The organism is Nonomuraea sp. KM90 (genome assembly GCF_052246675.1).
GTDB lineage: Bacteria > Actinomycetota > Actinomycetes > Streptosporangiales > Streptosporangiaceae > Nonomuraea.
In genome coordinates this window covers 82,254-104,374 of sequence record NZ_JBQQCB010000016.1, presented here as the reverse complement: position 1 = coordinate 104,374, position 22,121 = coordinate 82,254, and the positions used below count along the sequence as shown (strand labels likewise).

At 72.7% G+C, this 22,121-nt stretch carries 21 protein-coding genes and 1 tRNA gene; 6 read left to right on the top strand and 16 right to left on the bottom strand.

Features of this window, described 5'->3' with window-relative positions:
• Positions 1 to 40: 40 nt before the first annotated feature.
• Complete coding sequence (locus ACTWPW_RS19780) at positions 41 to 484, top strand: VOC family protein (RefSeq protein ID WP_375115214.1); 444 nt, start codon at positions 41 to 43, stop codon at positions 482 to 484.
• Positions 484 to 1,347, top strand: a complete 864-nt coding sequence (locus ACTWPW_RS19775; RefSeq protein ID WP_443169519.1) for a pyridoxamine 5'-phosphate oxidase family protein — start codon at positions 484 to 486, stop codon at positions 1,345 to 1,347. Before ACTWPW_RS19780 ends, ACTWPW_RS19775 begins: the two co-directional genes overlap by 1 nt.
• A gap of 28 nt (positions 1,348 to 1,375) precedes the next feature.
• Here ACTWPW_RS19775 and ACTWPW_RS19770 read toward each other — a convergent pair whose 3' ends face one another.
• From ACTWPW_RS19770 to ACTWPW_RS19750, 5 genes are all read right to left on the bottom strand, one after another.
• Positions 1,376 to 2,260: a GNAT family N-acetyltransferase gene (locus tag ACTWPW_RS19770; RefSeq protein ID WP_443169518.1), complete on the bottom strand. Its 885-nt coding sequence runs from the start codon at positions 2,258 to 2,260 to the stop codon at positions 1,376 to 1,378.
• 9 nt (positions 2,261 to 2,269) lie between these two features.
• A complete protein-coding gene (locus ACTWPW_RS19765) occupies positions 2,270 to 2,521 on the bottom strand; it encodes a hypothetical protein (RefSeq protein WP_375115211.1) in 252 nt (83 codons plus the stop codon).
• Positions 2,522 to 2,596: 75 nt separating this feature from the next.
• On the bottom strand, positions 2,597 to 4,081 hold the full coding sequence (locus tag ACTWPW_RS19760; RefSeq protein WP_443169517.1) for a hypothetical protein: 1,485 nt from the start codon (positions 4,079 to 4,081) through the stop codon (positions 2,597 to 2,599).
• Between the two features lie 211 nt (positions 4,082 to 4,292).
• Positions 4,293 to 4,365, bottom strand: a tRNA-Ala gene (locus ACTWPW_RS19755).
• Positions 4,366 to 4,478: 113 nt separating this feature from the next.
• Positions 4,479 to 5,990: a YfbK domain-containing protein gene (locus ACTWPW_RS19750; RefSeq protein WP_443169516.1), complete on the bottom strand. Its 1,512-nt coding sequence runs from the start codon at positions 5,988 to 5,990 to the stop codon at positions 4,479 to 4,481.
• Positions 5,991 to 6,213: 223 nt separating this feature from the next.
• On the opposite strand from ACTWPW_RS19750, the gene ACTWPW_RS19745 reads away from it, so the two are divergent.
• A complete protein-coding gene (locus tag ACTWPW_RS19745) occupies positions 6,214 to 7,884 on the top strand; it encodes an asparagine synthase-related protein (RefSeq protein ID WP_443169515.1) in 1,671 nt (556 codons plus the stop codon).
• Here ACTWPW_RS19745 and ACTWPW_RS19740 read toward each other — a convergent pair.
• Together ACTWPW_RS19740 and ACTWPW_RS19735 are read right to left on the bottom strand one after the other, a co-directional pair.
• Positions 7,853 to 8,383 (bottom strand): isoprenylcysteine carboxyl methyltransferase family protein, encoded by a 531-nt coding sequence (locus ACTWPW_RS19740; protein WP_375115207.1) that lies wholly within the window; start codon positions 8,381 to 8,383, stop codon positions 7,853 to 7,855. The two genes, ACTWPW_RS19745 and ACTWPW_RS19740, sit on opposite strands and share 32 nt — an antisense overlap.
• Positions 8,380 to 9,399: a type III polyketide synthase gene (locus tag ACTWPW_RS19735; RefSeq protein ID WP_375115206.1), complete on the bottom strand. Its 1,020-nt coding sequence runs from the start codon at positions 9,397 to 9,399 to the stop codon at positions 8,380 to 8,382. The genes ACTWPW_RS19740 and ACTWPW_RS19735 overlap by 4 nt, the downstream gene beginning before the upstream one ends.
• Positions 9,400 to 9,441: 42 nt before the next feature.
• Between ACTWPW_RS19735 and ACTWPW_RS19730 the strand changes: the two genes are divergently transcribed.
• Complete coding sequence (locus tag ACTWPW_RS19730) at positions 9,442 to 10,413, top strand: helix-turn-helix domain-containing protein (RefSeq protein WP_375115205.1); 972 nt, start codon at positions 9,442 to 9,444, stop codon at positions 10,411 to 10,413.
• On the opposite strand, the gene ACTWPW_RS19725 is transcribed toward ACTWPW_RS19730, so the two are convergent.
• On the bottom strand, positions 10,403 to 11,488 hold the full coding sequence (locus ACTWPW_RS19725; protein ID WP_375115204.1) for a methyltransferase: 1,086 nt from the start codon (positions 11,486 to 11,488) through the stop codon (positions 10,403 to 10,405). The two genes, ACTWPW_RS19730 and ACTWPW_RS19725, sit on opposite strands and share 11 nt — an antisense overlap.
• An 89-nt stretch (positions 11,489 to 11,577) precedes the next feature.
• Here ACTWPW_RS19725 and ACTWPW_RS19720 point away from each other — a divergent pair, with 89 nt between their 5' ends.
• Positions 11,578 to 12,324 (top strand): DUF2071 domain-containing protein, encoded by a 747-nt coding sequence (locus ACTWPW_RS19720; protein ID WP_443169514.1) that lies wholly within the window; start codon positions 11,578 to 11,580, stop codon positions 12,322 to 12,324.
• A 10-nt stretch (positions 12,325 to 12,334) separates the two neighbouring features.
• Here ACTWPW_RS19720 and ACTWPW_RS19715 read toward each other — a convergent pair whose 3' ends face one another.
• From ACTWPW_RS19715 to ACTWPW_RS19695, 5 genes are all read right to left on the bottom strand, one after another.
• Entirely contained in the window at positions 12,335 to 13,858 is a 1,524-nt protein-coding gene (locus ACTWPW_RS19715) for an acyl-CoA carboxylase subunit beta (RefSeq protein ID WP_443169513.1), read from the bottom strand.
• Positions 13,859 to 13,913: 55 nt separating this feature from the next.
• Entirely contained in the window at positions 13,914 to 15,419 is a 1,506-nt protein-coding gene (locus tag ACTWPW_RS19710; protein ID WP_375115201.1) for an FAD-binding oxidoreductase, read from the bottom strand.
• A gap of 22 nt (positions 15,420 to 15,441) precedes the next feature.
• Entirely contained in the window at positions 15,442 to 15,834 is a 393-nt protein-coding gene (locus tag ACTWPW_RS19705; protein ID WP_375115200.1) for a DUF3224 domain-containing protein, read from the bottom strand.
• A gap of 36 nt (positions 15,835 to 15,870) precedes the next feature.
• The gene (locus tag ACTWPW_RS19700; RefSeq protein WP_443169512.1) at positions 15,871 to 16,653 is read right to left on the bottom strand and encodes an LLM class flavin-dependent oxidoreductase; all 783 of its coding nucleotides are present in this window, start codon (positions 16,651 to 16,653) and stop codon (positions 15,871 to 15,873) included.
• Positions 16,654 to 16,743: 90 nt separating this feature from the next.
• Complete coding sequence (locus ACTWPW_RS19695; RefSeq protein ID WP_375115198.1) at positions 16,744 to 17,952, bottom strand: FAD-binding protein; 1,209 nt, start codon at positions 17,950 to 17,952, stop codon at positions 16,744 to 16,746.
• An 80-nt stretch (positions 17,953 to 18,032) separates the two neighbouring features.
• Between ACTWPW_RS19695 and ACTWPW_RS19690 the strand changes: the two genes are divergently transcribed.
• On the top strand, positions 18,033 to 18,380 hold the full coding sequence (locus tag ACTWPW_RS19690) for a PLD nuclease N-terminal domain-containing protein (protein WP_375115197.1): 348 nt from the start codon (positions 18,033 to 18,035) through the stop codon (positions 18,378 to 18,380).
• Here the strand turns inward: ACTWPW_RS19690 and araA are convergent.
• From araA to araB, 3 genes are read right to left on the bottom strand one after another with little or no spacing between them, the layout of a single operon-like run.
• A complete protein-coding gene (gene araA, locus ACTWPW_RS19685) occupies positions 18,377 to 19,843 on the bottom strand; it encodes an L-arabinose isomerase (protein WP_443169511.1) in 1,467 nt (488 codons plus the stop codon). The two genes, ACTWPW_RS19690 and araA, sit on opposite strands and share 4 nt — an antisense overlap.
• Positions 19,840 to 20,493: an L-ribulose-5-phosphate 4-epimerase gene (locus tag ACTWPW_RS19680; RefSeq protein ID WP_443169510.1), complete on the bottom strand. Its 654-nt coding sequence runs from the start codon at positions 20,491 to 20,493 to the stop codon at positions 19,840 to 19,842. Before ACTWPW_RS19680 ends, araA begins: the two co-directional genes overlap by 4 nt.
• Positions 20,493 to 22,112 carry a ribulokinase gene (araB, locus tag ACTWPW_RS19675; protein ID WP_443169545.1) on the bottom strand — a complete coding sequence of 540 codons (1,620 nt, stop codon included), beginning with the start codon at positions 22,110 to 22,112 and terminating at the stop codon, positions 20,493 to 20,495. Before araB ends, ACTWPW_RS19680 begins: the two co-directional genes overlap by 1 nt.
• Positions 22,113 to 22,121: the final 9 nt, after the last annotated feature.

Genomic DNA, 22,121 nt, shown 5'->3' with positions numbered 1-22,121 from the left:
TAACGGCAAGCCAGTAGGGCAAACGTTAGAGGAGTGTGGGATGTCCTTCCAGACCGGGCACATCGGGCTCAACGTCACCGATCTCGACAAGTCCAAGGAGTTCTACGGGCGCGTCTTCGGGTTCACGGTGGCGGGCGAGTCCCAGGAGGACGGGCGGCGCTACGCGTTCCTGGCGCAGGACGGCACGCTCGTGCTGACGCTGTGGCAGCAGAGCGAGGGCCGCTTCGCCACCGCCCGGCCGGGGCTGCACCACCTGTCGTTCCAGGTGGCGGACCTCGACGCGGTGCGGCGCGCGGAGACGGTGATCAAGGAGCTGGGCGCGACCCTCCACCACGGCGGCATCGTGCCGCATCGCGAGGGGGCTTCCTCGGGCGGCGTGTTCTTCGAGGACCCCGACGGCATCCGGCTGGAGATCTTCGCTCCCGACGGCGGCGGAGACCGGCCCGCGCCCACCTCTGACGCGCCGACCTGCGGGTTCTTCTAATGGGAAGGCATCCGGGAGAGGTCGCCGTGCAGCGGCGGGCGGGGGTGCGGCTGGAGGACCACGGCAGCGCCCGTGCCCGGGCGGAGATCCCCGAGGTGGCGGCCGGGTTCCTGCGGAACCAGCGGATGATCGTGGCCGGCGCCGCCGACGACCTCGGGCGGCTCTGGGCGGGCTTGCTCACCGGGCCCGCCGGGTTCGCCGCTCCGGAGGACGACCGCACGCTCGTGCTGCACGCCCTGCCCGCGGCCGGCGACCCGCTGCACGGGCTGTTCGCGGCGGAGCGGGACGTGGGCCTGCTGGCCATCGAGCCGCACACGCGGCGCAGGATGCGCGTGAACGGCACCGCCGTACGCGCGGGGGACTCCCTCGTGGTCTGGACCGAGCAGGTCTACGCCAACTGCCCGAAATACATCCAGACCCGCGAGCCCATCGCCGAGCCCGGCACGCCCGCCGTTCTCGGCCGGGGCGACTCCCCCGGGCGGCGGCACCTGGACTGGATCGCGGCGGCGGACACGTTCTTCATCGCCACCCGCGCCCAGGGCTTCGGCGCGGACGTGTCGCACCGGGGCGGCAACCCCGGCTTCGTCCGCGTCACCGGCCCGCGCTCGCTGGAGTTCGCCGACTACCCGGGCAACGGCATGTACATGACCCTGGGCAACCTGGAGCTCGACCCGGCGGCCGGGCTGCTGTTCCCCGACTGGGAGCGTGGCGAGACGCTGCAGCTCACCGGCCGGGCCCGGGTGGAGTGGGGGGAGGACCGGCCGGTGGTGCGGTTCGACGTCGACGAGTACGTCCACCTCGCCGGCACCCTGCCCGCCGGATGGACCGCCCCCGGATACCACCGCTTCAATCCACTCGTGTGAGGAGGCGGCTCGGACGTCCACCGTGGGGTCACAGCCGCTTCTCGAACCAGTGGTGGGCGTAGGGCTCGTCGTTGAACGCCGCGACCTCCGCGTAGCCGGAGGCCCGGTAGAGGGCGATCGCCTCGGTGAGCGCGCGGTTCGTCTCCAGCCGCAGCGTGCGGGCGCCGTGCCCGGCCGCGCGCGCCTCGGCCTCGGCGAGCAGCCGGCGACCCAGCCCCAGTCCGCGGGTCGCCGGGTCGACCCACATCCGCTTGATCTCGGCCGTGGCGTCGCCGGGGTGCAGCTTCAGCGCCACGCAGCCCACCGGCTCGGCGTGCAGCGTGGCGACCAGCAGCATCCCGGCGGGCGGCCGCAACTCCTCGTCGCCCGCCGGGATGCTGCGCTCCGGGTCGAAGCCGCCGTCGAAGCGGCGGGCCAGCTCGGCGACGTACGCGCGGATGCAGTGCCGGGCGGCGGGATGGCTCGGGTCGAGCGCGTCGATCGCGACCATGGAGGCCGCCAGCAGGCGCTCGACCTCGCCCATCGCGGCCACCAGGCGCTCGCGGCAGTCGGCGGGGAGCGGCTGGAGGATCGCGGCGGCCGCCTCGTCGGAGCGCCGGTCGAGCTCCTCCCGCTCGGCCAGCCCGGCCGGGGTGAGCCGGGCCGTGCGCACCCTGCCGTCGGGGCCGCTCCCCTCGACCACGACGAGCCCGTCGGCCTCCAGGGAGCGCAGCAGCCTGCTCATGTAGCCGGAGTCGAGGTCGAGCCGGGCCCGCAGGGCGCGGATCTCGCTGCCCTCCGGCCCGATCTCCCAGAGCACCCGGGACTGGCCGAGAGGCCGGTCCCGGGCCAGGAACCTGTCGTTGAGCGCGCCGATCCGCTGCGTCACGGTCCGCTGGAAGCGGCGCACCTGCCTTATCGCCGTGCCGTCCATTCTCTGACTTTAGTCAGAGAATGCTGCCCACGTGAAGGGGTCGGCGATCGGGACCGCGCTGTAGTCCTCGCCCGCGACCGGATGAATTTCCTCCCAGCGCACCCAGCGCGCTTCCAGCGTCGTCGGCGGCCACAGCAGGTATCCCCACCGCGCCCCCTGGGCGTCGTCGCCCCAGGCGAGCAGGTAGCGGGCCGCGCCGTCGCGGATCGCGTGCTCCACGATGGGCGGCCTCCAGATCTCGGGCAGTTCCACAGGAGTCATGATCCCAGTGTACGAACTCCAGTTCGAGATTACCATCAGGCGGGCGCCGGCGGCAGGCCCTGAGGGGCCGGGGGCTCATTTCAGGCCGGTGACGAACGTCCTGGCCAGCTTGGTCAGGGCCCGTTCCGCGGCGGCGGGGTCGAGGACCGGCTCCTGGTAGCCGTCGGCGCCGACGACGCCGCCCCCGGCCGTCGTGCCCCTGAAGGTGAAATCGACCGTCCGGTCGCCGATCAGCACCTTGACCAGGATCTCCCGCATGGGCTTGTCGTCCGGCTTGTCCGGCCTGGTGGCCGAGGAGAGCACGACGAACGCCTGCCCGCCGAGTCCGGAGAGCTGCCGGCGGGGCTCGTAGTCCGTGTGGGTGGTGGTGTCGCCGATGCCGCCCTTGGCGCGGTAGCGGTCGAATTTCGCGGCCTCCCGGTCGAACTGGAACTTCGCCCCGGAATCGCCGCCGCCCCAGTCGACCAGGTGGACGCGCAGCTCGCCACCCCTGGCGGTGAACTCCTGGCCGGGCTCGTGCGCGACCTCCTCGCTGATCCGCCAGGTGCAGGTGGTGTGCTTGATGCGGCCGTCGCTCCCGCCGACCGACGGGCCCTCGGCGGTGCGGAAGAGCGCCGACTCGACGTTCGCGGCCGTGAGGATCGCGCACGGCCCGTCGAGCTTGACCTTGCCGGCGGCCTTGGCCATCTCCGCGGTGACCCGCTCGGCGACCTTCCCGGCCGCGGCCCGGACCTCGTCGCCGGAGGGGTACTTGGCGCCGGTGCGGTTACTGCCGCCGTACTCGACCTGGATCAGCCAGGGCCCCTGGCGGACGAACACGGCGGCCTTGAGCCCGCTGTGCCCGATCGAGCTCTGGCTGTAGGACGCGTCGCCGTGGTCGAGCTCCTTGAGCTCGCCGAAGGCCGAGCCGGAGGTCCTGCCGTCGGTCCGCTTGCCGTCGCGGACGTTGACCCGCCGCTCGTGGCCCTTCCTGTCCGCCTCGAACCGGTCCTTGGCGTGGTCGAGCGCGCTGCCGCCATCCGGGCTCCGGGCCGCGACCGCGATGGTCAGGCTGCGATGGCCCAGGACGCCGCCGCCGACGTCCATCTTGCTGTTGTGCCACGCGCAGGCGGCCCGCTTCTCGGTCTCGGTGGCGGCCGGCGTGGACGCCTGCCTCCCGCCGTACCGGCCGTCGGTGACCAGGCTCTTGCGGAGGGCGTCCGGAACGGCTGAGCAGAGCTGGTCGCCGGTGACCGGCCGCAGTTTCACGGGCTTGGCCGACGGCGACGGCGACGTGACCGTTCTGCGCCGCTCCCCCGTCGAGCTCGCCGGGGGTTCGGGCTGCCTGCTCTGGAGGAAGAACCAGATCCCCGCCGCACCGGCGGCGAGCAGCACGACGGCGGCCACGGCCACCACGGCGATCAGCGGCCCCTTCGAGCCCCCGCCACCACGCCGGGGCGGCGGCCGGTGCCCGCCCGCGTGCCTGCCCTGCCCTCCGGGCGGCGGAAAGCCACCTCCATGCGGTCCCGGCGCCCCGGGCGGCGGGAAGCCGCCCGGGTGCGCGCCCGCTGCCCCGGCCATGCCGAACCCCTGCGGCGGCCAGGCTGGCGCGGGCCCCGATGAGGGCGGGTACGGGGTGGACATCGGCAACCTTTCGGAGAAGCGGTTGCGAGCCTACGGACGACCGGTGCGCGAGCGTGTCAGGCGAACACCCGACAATGCGGCGCCACGGCCCCCGCACATGCGAAAAGGGCCGCCCCCGGATGACGGGAACGGCCCTCTTTCACACCTGTGGAGCTATGGGGATTCGAACCCCAGACCTCCTCCATGCCATGGAGGCGCGCTACCAACTGCGCCATAGCCCCTTGTTTCGTGTACGAGTGTAGCCGACTTCGCGACCCCCGATGCACACTCGCGAATCGCCCGAAGCCCCACAGGGCGGCTCGACCGGCCAGGCCCGGCCGAGCCGCCCCGCGGGTCACCCGACCGACTTGGCCCGTTCGATGAGCGTGGCCAGCTCCGACACCATCGGGTCCTCGGCGGCGGAGGCCAGCCGGGAGGCGTGCTCGCCCAGCGTGGGCAGGTCCAGCCCGAACGCCTCGCGGTCGCGCATGTACACCGCGAACGCCGCCACCACGACGTCCACCTGCAGCCGGATCGGTGCCTTGTCCCAGACGGAGGCGGCCAGGTCGCCGGACTGCAGCGACCCGCTGACCTCCGACGCGCCCCTGGTGTCGGGGTCCTGCCAGCGCACGGTGGCCTGGGCGAGCTGGCCGTTGGCGCCGGGCTTCAGCTTGATCGAGTACAGGGCGGTGACGGAGTGGCCGGGGCCGATCTCGCCACCGTCGCGGCTGTCGTCCCGGAACTCCTCCGTGGCCAGGGCGCGGTTCTCGTACCCGATGAGCCGGTAGCTCTCCACCACCGCCGGGTTGAAGACGACCTGTGCCTTGGCGTCGCGTGCCCGCAGCTCGATGTTGGCGGGCAACTGCGTGGCGAAGACCTTGGCGGCCTCCTCCTCGCTGCTGATGTACACGGCCATGCCGTCGCCGTTGTCGGCGAGCTGCTCCATCAGCTCGTCGCCGTACTCGCGGCCGACGCCCACCGTGAGCAGCGTGACCTGCTTGCCCGCGTACTCCTTGACCCGGTCCAGGAGGGCCTGCCACTGCGTGCTGCCCTGGTTGGCCAGGCCGTCGGAGAGCACGATGACCCGGTTCGTGGCGGCGGGGCGGAACGACTGGGAAGCCTGCTGGTAGCCGGTGACCAGCCCGGCCTCCAGGTTCGTGCCACCGGCGATGGTGAGCTGGTCGATCGCGTGGCTCAGCTCGTTCCTGGCGGTCAGCGGGGTCATCGAGGCCAGCACCGTGGCCTGGTCGGAGAAGGACACGATCGAGACCTGGTCGCCGGGTGCCAGCTGGGTGAGCAGTTTCTGCAGCGCCGCCTTGACCAGGTCGAGCCGGCCGGCCTCGGCCATCGAGCCGGACACGTCCACCACGAACGTGAGGTTGGCGGGCCGCCGCTCGGCCGCGTCGGACGCGCGGGTCTGCAGGCCCACGCGCATGACGGCCTCGTCGCCCGACGGCAGCTTCGCGCCGTCGACGTGCACGGCGAAGCCGTCGTCCGGGGGCTGCGGGTAGTCCTGCCGGAAGGAGTTGACCCACTCCTCCGGGCGGATCTCGCCGGGCTCCGGCCAGCGGCCCTCCTGAAGGGTACGGCGGGCGTAGCCGTACGAGGCGGTGTCCACGTCGAGGGCGAACGTGGAGATCTGCGCCGTCGTCGTATCCCGCTCGCTCTCGTCCTGGTCCTTGCCCTCGGCGTCGGCCTGGGCCGGCTTGGATGATTTCCGGGGAACGGCGGGTTGCTCGTTCTGACTTGACAGGGGTGCTTTCTGACCGCTCGTGGCGCTTTCGCCGCCGCTGCTGCCGCCGCCGCAGGCCGCCAATCCGAGAAGGGCTATAAGCCCGACACCGACCGCCAAGAGACGAAATTTCATCTCAACCACCTCCGAGTCGTACGACGGAAGCCGGTTCGCGATGGCCTGGCCGGTGACTCAAGCGAGCGCAAACCGCGATCTACGCGTGATCGGTTGTGACAAATGAGGTAGTTGAGGTAGGCATGTCGGGGTGCGCGTCTATTTGGGCATAGCCGCAAAGCGGCAGGACATTTCCGCCCATGTCCTAAACAGAGTTCGATCCGTTATCGAACCGGCCTTTCCCGTGCCGCCCGACGTCATTCGCGGCCGCGAATGGCACGGCCGGGGTGTCTCGCTGTTCGCGTGGACCAACGAGCCCGACGACTCGCGGCAGCCGCCACTGATCTCCGAGCACGACGGCCGGATCCTCGGGCTGAACGGCCACCTGGCCGACCCGTCCGACGTGACCAGGCTCCCCGACGACTCCGTGGGCGGCTGCTTCTCGGCCTGGATCGCCCGCGACGGCGAGCTGACCGCGAGCACCGCGATCAACCGGGTCTGCCCCGTCTTCTACGCCGAGACGCCCGAGCTGCACGTGGTCGGCAGCCGCGCCCTGCTGGTGCACCTGGCGGCCCGGCCGGACGACCGGGTGGAGCACGACGTGCTCGCCCTCCAGACGATGGTCAGGCAGGGGTTCTTCCTGTCGGACGAGACGCCGTACAAGGGGGTCTCGGCGCTGCGGCCCAGCTCGCGGCTCGTCGTGCGGGACGGCGTGCGCGCCATCACCGAGACCCCGCTGCCGGAGGCGGCGCCCGCCCCCACGTCGGCGCGGCGCAAGCGGGCGGCGATCGGCGAGCTGGCCGACGCGCTGCTGGCCACCGTGGCCCCGCTGCGCGAGCTGGACGAGCCGGTGAACCTGGCGCTGACCGGCGGGCGGGACACCCGCATCCTGGCGGCGCTGCTGCACGCGGCGCGGGTGCCGTTCCGGGTGACGACGAACGGCCTGGACACGCATCCCGACGTGATCATCGCGCGGCGCATCGCGGCCCGGCTGGGGGTGGAGCACACGGTCATCGCCCCGCCGCAGACCGCCGCGAAGGACGCGGTGCTGGTGGAGCACCCGCTCAGCCGGGCCTGGGAGACGCTGCGCACGTGCGAGGGGATGACCTCGGCGTACGAGTCGATCGTGAGTTACCTCCCCTACTCCGGCAAGCCCACCATGTCGGGGCAGAGTGGCGAGACGCTGCGCGCGGGCAGCCTGAACCTGCTCCAGACCGACCTGAGCGACAAGGCGCTGCTGCGGCGCATCGACAACACCTTCCGCAAGGACGAGAAGCTGTTCACCGCCGAGGCGAACGAGCACGCGCGCGAGCTCGCCCGGCCGTGGCGGGCCCGGCCGAACCGGCTGGAGGCGCTGGACCACATCTACATCTGGTACAAGGTCGGCCGCTGGCAGGCCAGCGCGCGGGCGGGCGCGCTGCGGCGCGGCGACCCCGTACGGCCGTTCCTGGACAACCGCGTGGTACGGGCGGCGCTGAGCCTGGACCAGGGCTGGCGCCTCTCCGAAGAGGTGATTTATGCCCTTATTTTGCGATTCGCCCCGAAGCTGCGGGACGTCCCGATCGAGGGGAAACCGTGGCGGTTCGCCGAGGGCATGACCCGGCCCTTCTGGCGCCGGCGCCTGCCCGAGCACATGCCCACCGCGAAGACCGGAGGCGGGTGGAGCTGGCGCACCAGCCCCGGCCCCGCGCTCACGGACGTGCTGCGCGAGCAGGTGATCGGCAGCCTCGACGCCCTCGCCCCCATCGTGCACCCGGACCAGGTACGCGCCCTCTTCGCCGACCCCGTGGTCCAGAAGCCCGCCCTGGCCTGGCACCTCTACACGGTCAGCACGCTGCTGACCGGCCTCCACCCGGGAAAGCCGCCGGAGGGCCTGACGGAGATCACGGTCTCCCGGCCGGATCCGGCCCGATGAGCGCCAGGGCCCGATCCTCCACGCGGATCCGCACGGCGAGCAGCACCGCGTTCGCCACGGTGAAGACCAGCGCGGTCAGCCAGGCCGTGTGGACGAGCGGCAGCGCGATCCCCTCGGCCACCACGGCCACGTAGTTGGGGTGCCGCAACCACCGGTACGGCCCCCGCCGCACCAGCGGCATCCCCGGCACCACCACGACGCGCGTGTTCCACTGCCGGCCCAGCGTCGCCACGCACCACCAGCGCAGCCCCTGGGCCAGCGCGACGACGGCGAGCATGGGCCAGCCGAGCGCGGGCACGAAGGGGCGGCCGAGCAGCCAGACCTCGGCCGGCGCGGCGACCAGGAGCGCCACGTGGGCCAGGACGATCCAGGGATAGTGCCGCCTGCCGTACTCGACGCCGCCCCGGGACCTGGCCCAGGCCAGGTTGCGCCGGGCCACGACGAGTTCGGCCAGCCGTTCGAGGACGACCAGCCCGATCAGCAGCGCGTACGCCGTCACCAGTGCAGCAGCAGCAACTCGGCGGAGAACCCCGGCCCCAGCGCCATCATCACGGCCGGAGTGCCGGGCCGGCCGCGGGTCTCCTGGAGCACGTGGAGCACCGAGACCGACGACAGGTTGCCGTACTCGCGCAGCGAGCGCCAGGTCACGTCCAGGGCCTTGGGCGCCAGGCCGAGCGTCTCCACGATCTTGGCGATGACCTTGGGCCCGCCGGGATGGCACACCCAGGTGGCCACCTGATCGGGCGTCAGGCCGTAGTCCGCCAGGAACGCCTTGATGTCGGCCGCCAGCACCTCCTCCACGAAATGGGTCAGGTCCGCGTCCAGCACGATGCGGAACCCGTGGTCGCCCACGTCCCAGCCCATGAGGTGCTCGGTGCCGGGGTAGAGCCTGCTGCGGGTCGCGACGACCTCGGGGCCGTGCCCGCGTCCGGTCGCCACGACGGCCGCCGCGCCGTCGCCGAACAGCCCGCTGGCCACCAGGTTCGCGATCGAGGTGTCGTCGCGCTGGATCGTCAGCGAGCACAGCTCCACGCAGACCAGCACGGCGACGTGGTCGGGCCAGCCGCGCAGGTAGTCGTGCAGGCGCGAGAGCCCGGCCGCGCCCGCCGCGCAGCCCAGGCCGAACACCGGCACCCGTTTCACGTCGGGCCGTAGCCCCATCCGCTGGGCCAGCTTGGCGTCCAGCGAGGGCGTGGCCAGGCCGGTGGTCGAGCAGAACAGCAGGTGGTCGACCTTCTCCGGGGGCACGTCCGCCTTGCGCAGCGCGCCCCGCAAGGCCTGCTCGCCGAGCTCGAGCGCCTGCTCGACGTAGGCGTCGTTGGCTCTGGCGAAGGAGTCGAGCTTGGCATAGTCGGCCAGTGGGAGCGCCAGGTTACGGCCCTCCACCCCGGTGGCCGCGTGGAATCGTCTGAGCAGTTCCTCGTCGCACTCGGTCAGCCGGGAGAACGCCTCGGTGATCTCCGCCTGCTCGTAGCGGTGATCGGGCAAAACGGTCTGTACTCCCGAAATGTGCATATATCTCCTCTGCCGCTGAAAAGCTGCGGCTAACATGCGGGCATGCTGTTGCCATCGCCGACCAGGCCACACCGGATGGCCGTGCTCGCGTTCGACGGCATGGCGCCGTTCGAGCTCGGCTGCGTGGTGGAGATCTTCGGGCTGCCCCGCCCCGAGCTGGAGCCGCCCTGGTACGACCTCAAGGTGTGCGCGGAGACGCCGGAGCCGCTCCGGGTCGTGGGCGGGTTCACCATGCGGGCGGACCACGGGCTCGACGTGCTGGCCGGGGCCGACACGGTGATCGTGCCCGGCGTGGCGGACGTGCGGGGACCCGTCTCCGGCCCGCTCGTGTCCGCGCTGCGGGAGGCGCACGGGCGCGGCGCGCGCATGGTCTCGATCTGCTCGGGCGCGTTCGCGCTGGCGGCCGCCGGGCTGCTGGACGGCCGCGCGGCGACCACCCACTGGAAGTACGCCGAGCTGCTCCAGGAACGCCACCCCGAGATCCGGGTCAACCCCTCGGTCCTGTACGTGGACGACGGCGACGTGCTGACCAGCGCGGGCAGCGCGGCGGGGCTCGACCTGCTGATCCACCTCGTACGTCGCGACCACGGCCCCGGCGTGGCCAACACCGTGGCCCGCCGCCTGGTCGTCCCGCCGCACCGGGAGGGCGGCCAGGCGCAGTTCATCGAGGCCGCGGTCACGCCGGTGGAGGACGACGACGCGGTGGCCAGGGCCATGGCGTGGGCCCTCGACCACCTGACGGACCCGATCACCGTCGCCGGCCTGGCCGGGGTCGCGCACATGTCGGAGCGCACGTTCATCAGGCACTTCAAGCGGCAGACCGGGACGAGCCCGCTGCGGTGGGTGATCTCGCAGCGGGTGGCCGCCAGCCTGCCGATGCTGGAGTCGACGGCGGCGCCGGTGGAGGAGATCGGGGCGGCGGTCGGGTTCGAGAGCCCGGTGACGTTCCGGCACCACTTCACCCGCGCCATGCGTACGTCGCCGTCGGCCTACCGCAAGGCGTTCAGCGCCTGAGCCGCCACAGCGAGGTCACCTCGGCGGCGCGGGCCGCGTGCAGCGGGTCGTCCGCGTCGCGCGGCCGGCGGTGGCGGGGCGCGACGTCCATCCGGGCGGCCACCCGCAGCCCGGCCCGCTCGAACGCCTCCAGCAGCTCGGCCCTGGTGCGCAGCCCGAGGTGCTCGGCCAGGTCGGACAGGATCAGCCAGCCCTCGCCCGCCGGCTCCAGGTGCTCGGCCAGCCCGCCCAGGAAACCGCCCAGCATCCGCCCGCCCGGATCGTAGACGGCGTGGTCGAGCGGCGAGGACGGCTTGGCGGGCAGCCACGGCGGGTTGCAGACGACCAGGGGCGCCCGCCCCGGCGGGAACAGGTCGGTCCGCACGACCTCCACCTGGTCGTCCAGGCCGAGGCGGGCGACGTTGTCACCGGCGCACTCGACGGCCCGGCGGTCGAGGTCGGTGGCCACGACGTGCCGGACACCGCGTCTGGCCAGCACGGCGGCCAGCACACCGGTGCCGGTGCCGACGTCGAAGGCCAGCCGGTCGTCCGGCAGCGGCGCCTCGGCGACCAGATCGACGTATTCGCCGCGGATCGGGGAGAACACGCCGTGGTGCGGGTGGATGCGGGCGCCGAGCGCCGGGACGTGCACGCCCTTCTCGCGCCACTCGTGCGCGCCGATCAGGCCGAGCAGCTCGCGGAGCTGGCCGACCGCGGGCGGGGCGTCGGGCCCGTAGACCTCCGCGCAGGCCGGCCGCACGTCCGGCGCCCGGCGCAGCGGCACCACGTGGCCCTCGGCGTAGGGGATGAGCAGCATGCCGAGCGTGCGGGCGCGCTGGGAGCGGGCCTGGCGGTAGCGGTAGAAGTCGCTGTCCGGGGCGGCCGGCTTGCAGCGCCGGGCCATGGCGTCGAGGAGCTGGCGGGCGTTGTGGAAGTCGCCGCGCCACAGCAGCGCGGTGCCCTCGCAGGCCAGGCGGTAGGCGGTGGCGGCGCTCATCCGGTCGTCGGCGACGATGACGCGCCCTGGCGGCGGCACGTCCAGCGCCGAACGCCAGATCGCCGATCGTTCCTGCCCTGCCTCGGTCCACCGGATCATCAGAACCCGACCATTTCACAGGCCACACCCTCGCGGCCACCACTTTTACGCTACAGCGCCGACCGTTCCCGGGGCATACGGTGTGAACCATGACGTTCGCCGGGACCCCTCGCCCGCGCCCGCGCTGGTACCACGCTCGGACGGACCTGGACGACTTCGCCATCGTCAGCTACCGGGTGGACGCCGACGCCCTGGCCAGGCACCTGCCCAGGGGGTTCGCCCCGATGAAGGCGGACTTCGGGGACGGTCCCGGCGCCCTGGTCTCCGCCGTCGCCTTCACCGACCGGGACTTCCACTTCCGCTTCCTGCCGCAGGTGGGCATCGACTGCGGGCAGATCAACTACCGGGCGTACGTCACCGCGTACGGCCGGCCGGGCGTCTGGTTCTTCGGCACCGCGCTCGACCACCCGGTGGTCGCGATCCCGCGCCACCTGTGGGGCATGCCGTGGCACCGCGACCGCATCCGGATCGAGGCGGACTGGGCCGCCACGCCGGCCGGCTGGCGGCTGCGCGCCGGGCACGCCAGCTGTGAGGCGACCGAACTGCCCGAGCCGCTCGGCCGCCTCGACGGCTTCGCGGGCGAGCCCGACTGGCTGGAGCGGCTCACCCATCCCACCCTGGGCTGGTACCGGCGCAGGGGAGGGCGGGTGGGCACGTACAGCATCTGGCACCCGGTGATGCGCCCGCGCCACCTCGCAGCCACGTCCGCGCGGTTCCCCGTCTTCGAGCGTCTCGGGCTGATCACCCCGGACACGGTGCCGCACTCGGTGCTGGCCCAGCCGCGCCTGAGCTTCGACATCCACACCCCGCCCCGCCGCTTCCGCCCGGACGCCTGAGGCCCGCCGATCAGGGGCGGGCTGCGGGGTTCGGGCCGGGGTCCAGGACCGCGTAGGCGTCGTGGACCCACTCCGTCAGGGCGGGGCGGGTGCGCGCCGGGTCGATGATGTCCTCCACCAGGAACGCCTCCGCCGTCCTGAACGGCGACCTGACCGCCTCCAGCCGCCCGGCGATCTCGGCCTTCAGCGCGGCCGCCTCCGGGCCCGCCTCGGCCAGCATCCGCTTGAAGGCCACCTCCAGCCCGCCCTCGATCGGCAGCGACCCCCAGTCGCCGGAGGGCCAGGCCACGCGCAGGCTGTAGCGGTCGTGGGGCCGGTGGGCGGCGCCCGCCACGCCGAAGACCCGCCGGACCAGGACCGAGGCCCACGGGACCGTCGACTGGTAGACGGCCGCCAGGGCGCGGGCGCCCCGCCGGATCGTGCCCGCCCGCTCTGCCGCCGTGCCGATCACGAAGCCGGGCTGGTCGACCAGGTGGACGACCGGCAGGTGGAAGGTCTCCGCCAGGTCGACGAAGCGGGCCATCTTGTCGGAGCCCTGGGCCGTGAGGCCGCCGCCGTACACGTTCGGGTCCGAGGCCAGGACCGCCACCGGGTGCCCGTCCAGGCGGGCCAGGGCGGTGATCACGGAGGGGGCGAAGCGCCGGCCCAGCTCCATGACCGTGCCCGTGTCGAAGACCAGGCCCAGGATCGCGCGCATGTCGTAGGGGCGGCGGCGGTCCCGGGGCACGATGTCGCGCAGCTCGGGCGAGACCCGGTCCGGGGCGTCGGTGGGCGTGCCGACCGGAGGTGGCTGCCAGGCGCTCTGGGGCAGGTACGACAGCACCCGCGCGGTCAGCTCGAACGCCTCCGGCTCCGAATCCGCCACCAGGTCGACCGTGCCGGCCGCCGACACCGTACGCCAGCCGCCGAGCTCCTCCTTGCCCACGCTCTCCCCCATCCCCGCCTCCACCACGGCCGGGCCCGCGATGAACACCTGCGAGAGCTCCTTGACCATGATCGAGACGTGGGACGTGACCAGCCGGGCCGCGCCCAGCCCGGCGACGGGGCCCAGGGCGAGCGCGACCACCGGGACCCGGCCCAGGTTGGCCACCACCTGGTCCCAGCCGGGGTTCGCCGGCACGTACGTACGCCCGTACTCCTCCATCTGCTTGACGCTGCCCCCGCCGCCCGTGCCGTCGATCAGCCGGACGAGCGGCACCCTCATCTCGCCCGCCATGCGCTCGGCCAGGACCTGCTTCTCGTGGATGGCGGCGTCGGCGGCCCCGCCGCGTACGGTGAAGTCGTCCCCCGCCACGACGACGCGGCGCCCGGCCAGCCGGGCCCGCCCGATGATGACGTTGGACGGCGTGAACCCGTCGGCGTTCGCGTGACCGGTGAGCGCCCCGACCTCCTGCCAGCTGTCGGTGAGGGCCGCCAGCCGCTCGCGGACGGTCAGGCGGCCCGTCGCGTGCTGGCGGGCGACCCGTTCCTCGCCTCCCATGCGCTCGGCCTGCTCCCTGCGGCGCCGCAGTTCGGCGAGTTCGGGGTCCCACACGACGCGCTCCTCCCGTTACATACCGGCTGGTCGGCACATTACTGGAAAGAACGGATCAGATCAGCACCCCCGGATTGAGGATCCCCCGGGGATCCAGGGCGGCCTTGGCGGCCTTGAGCGCGAGGGCGAACGGGTCGGGCCGCTGCCGGTCGTAGAAGGGGCGGTGGTCGCGGCCCACGGCGTGGTGATGGGTGATCGTCCCGCCCATGCGCAGGACGGTCTCGGAGACGCGGCGCTTGAGGTCGTCCCACTGCTCCAGCTCGGCGCCCTTCTCGGCGGGCACGACGATCGTGTAGTACGGCGCGGGTCCGTCCGGGTAGGCGAAGGCCAGGCGGCACGTCGTGGTCCCGGCCTCCCCTTCCGCCATGACGGCCTCGTGCAGGGCCGGGAAGCGGTCCCAGGTGACGGCCGTCTCGACGGTCTCGGCGATCACGCCCAGGCCCGGGTAGGCGTTGCGCAGGTAGGGCATGCGGGTGAACGCGCCCTTCCACGCGACGTCCTGGCGGGCCTCGCCGGCGGCTCCTCCGTGCCAGGAGACGATCTCCAGGGCCCGCGACACCCACGCGTCCACGGGATGGTCGGCCGACTCGAAGCCGAGGATGAGCACGGCCTGCCGCCCGTCGCCGCCGGAGGTCAGCGCGGCCTCCCGGGCGTCCAGCAGGCGGCAGTTGGCGGGGTGCAGGCCCGACTGCGCCAGGTCGTGCACGGCCATCACCCCGGCCTCCCACTCCGCGAACCGCACCGGCAGCGAGACCTTGTGCTGCGGGCGCCGGTGGACGCGCACCCAGGCGCGGGTGATCACGCCCAGGGCGCCCTCCGAGCCGAGCAGCCAGCGGTCCGGCGACGGCCCCGCGCCGGAGCCCGGCACCCGGCGCGACTCCCACACGCCGGCGGGGGTGCTGGCCCGGATCGACTCGACGAGGTCGTCGATGTGGGTGTGCAGGGTGGCGAAGTGCCCGCCGGCCCGGGTCGCGATCCAGCCGCCGAGCGTGGAGAACTCGTACGACTGCGGGAAGAAGCGCAGCTGCAGCCCGTCGGGCAGCCCGGCGTTGATCCCGGGCCCCGTCGCGCCGGCCTCCACGAGGGCCGCCTGCGAGGTCTCGTCCACCTCCAGGACGCGGTTCATGCGGCCGAGGTCCAGGCACAGGGACGGGCCGTCGAAGCGGGCCTCGACGCCGCCCACGACGCTCGTGCCGCCGCCCCTGGGCACCACCGGCACGCCCCGGTCGGAGGCCCACTCCAGGACCTGCGCGACCTCGTCCTCGTTCCGGGGCAGCGCCACCAGGTCGGGGGCGTTGGCGAAGTCGCCCCGGTAGGCGCGGATCAGGTCGCGGTAGGCCTGCCCGTAGGTGCGCACGGCCCGCTCGTACGGGTCGTCCGTGCAGAACGGCAGCGGCGGCACGGGGAGCCCGGACCTGGGCACCAGCGCCGGGGAGAACGGCACGGGTGGCTCCCACGAGGCCGGTTCGCCCAGCCCCGTGTGCTCGCTGAACAACCGGGCGATCTCCCGCAGTTCGGGCTCGCCAGGTTCGGGCCCCCACGCCCAGTGACTTGTCGGCATGGCACGATTGTCGCGCCGAACTTCAGAATGTGTAGTCGAAGGTGTACGAGTGGGTGCCGTCGGCGGCGACGGCGATGCCGATCTCGCCCCGGAGGCCGCGCAACTCCCCCGTCGCCGAGTCCGGGACGACTCTGACCCGCAGCGACTGCTCGCCCTTGTCGCTCACCGCGTCATGCTGCACGACGAAGCTGCCCGCCCGCCCGTCGAGGGTCGCCTCGACGCGCTCCAGGGCCACGTAGGACCGCGAGGTCTCCACCGGGGTGGTGGCCACCGTCATGGTGACGACGCTGGTGCCGGTCAGGTCGCCGTACCAGGTCTTGTCCAGGGTCACGAGCCCGAGGGTGACGCCGTCGCGGTCGTCGAAGGGCGGCTGGGGAGTCCAGTTGGCGGTGTCGAAGGTTCCCTTGGCGGTCATGGGGACGATCGTGGCAGCCGTACCTGTCAGGTTGCGTCAGGTACCGGCGAGCCTTTCCACGACCGGCGCGAAGGCGTCCATGAACTGGGCGTTCACCGACACGTAGGAGACCCCGAGGCGGTCCCTGCGCCGCAGCAGCGTGTCGGCCATCTCCTGGGGCGTGCCCGTGAGGATGCCGGTGCCGGTGCGGCCGAAGCGCTCCAGGGCCCACGGCGGGGGCTCCGCCCCGGCGCACGCCAGGTTCATGCCCAGCTCCAGGTCGTGGAAGCGGTCGCCGGCCAGCTCGTACAGCTCGTCCAGCTTGGCCGCCACCTGCTCCTCGGTGTAGTGCGGGGGCACGCCGAGCGCGACCGTGTCGGCCTTCATGGCGGCCAGGCGCAGCAGCTTCGTGCCGGCCGCGGCCACCAGGACCCGCACGTCCTCGACGGCGTCGATGGTCTGCGCGAGCCGCTCGATGCGCTGCCCCGGCGTGCCGAACCTGACCCCGAGCGTGGCCGCGTCGCGCTCGGCGTCCGGCCGCCCGGCCCCCAGGCCCAGCTCGAACCGGCCGCCGGTGAGCTTGTGCAGCGTGGCCGTCTCCCACGCCACGGCCTGCGGCGTCCGGTTGGGGGCGCTCAGGACGTACGTGCCGACGCGCAGGGTCGTCGTGGCCGTGGCGGCGACGGCGGCGGCCGTGAACGGCGACAGCGTGCCCAGTGTGTCGGGCACCAGCAGGGTCGAGTAGCCGAGGCTCTCCGCCCGGCGGGACAGGCCGGCCCACGCGCCGGCGTCGGGGGCTTGTCCGGCGACCGTGCCGAACCTGAACGGGTGATCGGTCATGCCCCAACGATGTCCGACGCGCGGGCCCGGCACATCGTCCCCCGGACCGGTGGACCACTACGTCCGGGGGCGCAAGCCCTCAGGGGAGCGCTACTCCCCCAGCAGTATCCGCGTGAAGTCGCTGGAGAACTTGCCCTCGGGGTCGAGCCGCCCCACCAGCGAGCGGAACCGCTCGGGGCACCGGGGCCACCGGGTGAACAGCTTGCCCCAGTGCGGCCGCGGGTCGAACGGCGCCAGCGTCTCCTCCACCAGCTCCAGCACCGGCGTCACCGCGGCGACGTCCTTCACCCAGGTGAAGTGGATGCCCACGCTGTCGCGGCCGTGGAAGGGGCTGAGCCACAGGTCGTCGGCGGCCACCGAGCGGACCTCGGAGATCTGCAGGACCGGGCGGATGCGGTCGCCGATCGCGAACAGCTCGCGCAGCGCCTTGACCGCGTGCTCCCTGGGCAGCAGCAGCTCCGACTGCAGCTCGTCGCCGGCGCCGCTGGGCGGGAAGTCGGGGCGGAAGTGCGGGAGCCGCTCGTGCCAGGGGCCGGGGACGCCCATCTGCACCGTGCAGCTGTCGGCGGGCATGGTGGGCAGGGGGTGGCGGGGGGCGTCGGCGGGGGTGGTGCCGTACCAGTCGGGGCCGGTCAGCTCCTCCGCGCGCTTGAGCCAGACGCGGGTGTCGCGGTAGTCGGTGAAGAGGCTGACGCTGTAGCCGCTCGACATGATCGCGTCGAAGTCGCCGAGCGCGTCCGCCGGCAGGCCCTCGCGGACGTACTGGCGCAGCTCGAACGCGGGCACGAGGTCGAGCGTCAGCGAGGCGACGACGCCGAGGGCGCCGATCGAGACCACCGCGCCGGGGAAGTCGGCGTCCCCGCGCGAGAGCGACAGCAGCGAGCCGTCGGCGGTGACGAGGTCGATCCCGGACACGGCGGCGGCCAGGCTCGCCACGCCGTCGCCGGAGCCGTGCGTGCCCGTGGCGACCGAGCCGGCCACGGAGATGTGCGGCAGCGAGGCCATGTTCGCCAGCGCGAACCCGGCCTCGTGCAGCAGCGGCGCGAGCCGCGCGTACGTCATGCGCGCCCCCACCCGCACCTTGGCCGCCGCGCTGTCGATCTCCACCAGGTCCGGCATCCGGTCCAGCACCACGAGATCGCCGGTGGTGTCGGCGACGTGGTTGAAGGAGTGTCCGCTGCCCAGTGCCCGCACCCGGGCACTGGCCGCGACGAGCCGCTGGAGCTCGTCGAGCGAGGTCGGATGATGGACATTGCTTGCCTGGAATGTGGTGTTTCCAGCCCAATTGGTCAGCGTCACGGCCTTACCTTCCCACAGCGACGCCTTGTCAGCCCGCGCGGGTACCGCTAGTTTCAGGTGCCGCTGACCGGAGGTGTGCCGTGCTCTACTTGTCCCAGGTTCTCGGCCTGGTCACGCTCGCTCTCTGGCTCTACTGCGTCTTCGATGTGATCACCACGCCCGACCCGCTCTGCCGGAACCTGCCGAAGATCGGCTGGGTGCTGATCGTGCTGCTGTTCCCGCTGATCGGGTCGATCGCCTGGCTGGTGGCGGGCCGGCCCGAGCGCACCCAGGCCGTCACGCGGCCCAGCGCCTTCCCCGAGTACGACCGTCCCGGCCGCTTCGCCGCCACCAGTCCCGACGACGACGAGGAGTTCCTGCGCCGCTGCCGCGAGCGCGCCGAGGAGCAGCGCAGGAACGCCCCCGAGAAACCTCGGGACGAGAGTTAGAAGCCCTGGGCCAGGCGGTAGTACGCCTGGTTCCAGCGCAGCTCCTTGGTGAACCGCTCGGTCGTGGTGTCGGCGTCGATGACCACCAGCTCCACGCCCAGCACGTCGGCCAGGTCGGTCAGCTCCTCGCGGCCGACGGCCGTGGACAGCACCGTGTGGTGCGGCGCGCCGGCGGTGAGCCACGACTCGGTGGAGGTGCGCAGGTTCGGCCGCGGGCTCCAGACCGCGCGGGCCACCGGCAGCTTGGGCAGCGGCTCGGGCGGCGACACGATGTCGATCTCGTTGGCGACGAGGCGGAACCGGTCGCCCATGTCGGCCAGGCCGACCACGATGCCGGGGCCGGGCTCGGCGTCGAACACGAGCCTGACCGGGTCCTCGCGGCCGCCGATGCTCAGCGGGTGGATCTCGCACGACGGCGTGCCGGCCGCGATGGACGGGCAGACCTCCAGCATGTGCGCGCCCAGGATGAGCTCCTGGCCGGGCGTCAGGTGGTAGGTGTAGTCCTCCATGAAGGAGGTGCCGCCGGGCGTCCCCTTGTCAGCCATGGCCTTGAGGGTGCGCAGGAGGACCGAGGTCTTCCAGTCGCCCTCGCCGCCGAAGCCGTACCCGTCGGCCATGAGCCGCTGCACGGCCAGGCCGGGGAGCTGGCGCAGGCCGCCGAGGTCCTCGAAGTTCGTGGTGAACGCCTTGAAGCCGCCCGCCTCCAGGAAGCTCCGCAGGCCCAGCTCGATCCGGGCCGCGTAGCGCAGCGAGTCGTTGCGCTCGCCGAGCAGCTCGGGGGCCACGGTGTACTGCTCGGCGTACTCCTTGACCAGCGCCGTCACGTCGGCGTCGGGGACGGCGTCCACGACCTCGACCAGGTCGTTGACGCCGTAGGTGTTCACCGAGACGCCGAAGCGGAGCTGCGCCTCGACCTTGTCGCCCTCGGTGACCGCCACGTCGCGCATGTTGTCGCCGAAGCGGGCCAGCTTGAGCGTGCGCACCTCGGCCAGGCCCTTGGCGGCCCGCACCCAGGTCAGGATGCGCTCGCCCACGGACGGGTCGGAGACGTGCCCGGCCACGGTCTTGCGCGGCACGCCGAGCCGGGTCTGGATGTGCCCGAACTCGCGGTCGCCGTGCGCGGCCTGGTTGAGGTTCATGAAGTCCATGTCGATGGAGCTCCACGGCAGCTCCACGTTGGCCTGCGTGTGCAGGTGGAGCAGCGGCTTGCGCAGCGCGTCGAGCCCGGCGATCCACATCTTGGCCGGGGAGAACGTGTGCATCCACGCGATCACGCCGGCGCACTCGTCGTCGGCGTTGGCCTCGAGCATCACCCGCCGGATGGCCGCGGCGTCGGTCAGGACGGGCTTCCACTCCACCGGCATGGGGAGCTGCTCGGCGATCCGCTGGGACTGCTCCGCCACCTGGCGCAGCGTGTCCTCGCCGTACAGTCCCTGGCTGCCGGTCAGAAACCAGATGTTCAACGCGGGCTCCTCTGTCCGTAGACGTTCTGATAGCGGTCGTACAGGCGGTCGATGTCGTCCTGCGCGATGGGCAGCGGGTCGCCGAGCTGGCGGGCCACGTGCACCGTACGCGCGACGTCCTCGCACATCACGGCGGCCTTCACGGCGGCCTTGGCGTCCTTGCCGATGCTGAACACGCCGTGGTTCCGCATCAGGACCGCCTTGGAGCGGTGACCCTTGAGCGTCTCGACGATGCCCTGGCCGATCGAGTCGTCGCCGATGAGGGCGAACGGCCCGATCGGGATCTCGCCGCCGAACTCGTCGGCCATCGCGGTCAGCACGCACGGGATGGCCTCGCCGCGGGCGGCCCAGGCGGAGGCGTAGGTGGAGTGGGTGTGCACGACGCCGCCGACCTCGGGCATGTTGCGGTAGACGTACGCGTGCGCGGCCGTGTCGCTGGACGGCGAGTGCTCGCCCTCCACCAGGTTGCCGTCGAGGTCGCACACGACCATGTTCTCCGGCGTCAGCTCGTCGTAGGAGACCCCGGAGGGCTTGATGACGAACAGGTCCTCGCCCGGGACCCGGCCGGAGACGTTACCGGCCGTCCAGACCACCAGGTTGTAGCGGACCAGCTCGGCGTGCAGGTCAGCGACGATCTTCCTCGTGTCCATCAAGCCTGTGCCTCGTTCCTGATCGCGCGCAGCGTGTGCAACATCCGTCCGTCCCCGAAGAAGTCGTGGAGCCTGCGGTACTCGGCGTAGAGCCGGTCGTAGGCGTCGGCGCGGGCCGCGTCGGGCACGTACGCGTTCTCGGTGCGCTTGCCCATGGCCGCGGCCGCCTCCTCGATCGAGGGGTAGGACCCGGCGGCGACGGCCGCGTGGATGGCCGAGCCGAGCGCGGGCCCCTGGTCGGAGCCGATGACCGACAGCGGGCGGCGCAGCACGTCGGCGTAGACCTGCATGAGGAAGGGGTTCTTCAGCAGGCCGCCGGCGACCACGAACTCCTCGACCGGCACGCCCGACTTCTCGAACGTCTCCACGATCATGCGGGCGCCGTACGCGGTGGACTCGATGAGGGCCCGGTAGACGTCCTCGGGCCTGGTGGCCAGGGTCTGGCCGACGATCACCCCGGAGAGGTTGTGGTCGACCAGCACCGAGCGGTTGCCGCCGAACCAGTCGAGCGCGACCAGTCCGTGCTGGCCCACGGCCTGCTTCTCGGCCAGCGCCGTGAGCTGCTCGTGCCCGTCGGTGCCGAAGTTGTCCACGTACCAGGCGAAGATGTCGCCGACGGCCGACTGGCCGGCCTCGTAGCCCCACAGGCCGGGCACGATGCCGTCCTGGACCACGCCGCACATCCCCGGCACCTCGGCGAGCTGGTCGCTGGGCATGATGTGGCAGGTGGAGGTGCCCATGATGGCCACCATCTGGCCGGGCCGGACGGCGTCCGCGGCGGCGGCCGTGACGTGCGCGTCCACGTTGCCGACGGCCACGGCGACGCCCTCGGGGATGCCGGTCCACTCGGCGGCCCGGGCCGTCACCCGCCCGGCGAGGCCGCCCAGCGGGGCCAGCTTGACGCCGTTGACGTCGTCGCCGACCGCACCGGTGGCGAGCTTGCCGACGAATCCGGCGAAGCCCGGGTTGAGCTCGGCGAGGTATTCCGCCGACGGGTAGCTCCCGTCCTGGAAGACGCCCTTGTAGCCGACCGTGCAGATGTTGCGGCTCTCGACGCCGGTGAGCTGCCAGATGATCCAGTCGGCGGCCTCGATCCAGCGCTCGGCCCTGGCGTAGACCTCGGGGGCCTCCTCCAGGACCTGCAACCCCTTGGCGAACTCCCACTCGGAGGAGATCTTGCCGCCGTAGCGCGGCAGCCAGCTCTCGCCCCGGCGCGCGGCCGTCTCGTTGATCCGGTCGGCGTGCGGCTGGGCGGCGTGGTGCTTCCACAGCTTGGGCCAGGCGTGCGGCTCGGCGGGCGTCTCGAAGCAGAGCGGGGTGCCGTCGGCCGTGGTGGGCAGGACGGTGCAGGCGGTGAAGTCGGTGCCGATGCCGACGATCTCCTCGGGGCGCACGCCCGCGGCGGCGATCGCCTGGGGCACGGCGACCTTCAGCACGTCGATCCAGTCCTGCGGCGACTGCAGGGCCCAGTCGGGGCCGAGCCGCACGTCCGTGCCGGGAAGAGTGTGCTCGATGACGCGGTTGGCGTACTCGTGGACGGCGCTGCCCAGCTCGGCGCCGTCGCTCACACGTACGACGACGGCACGCCCTGAGAGCGTGCCGAAGTCCACTCCGACCACGTATTTGTT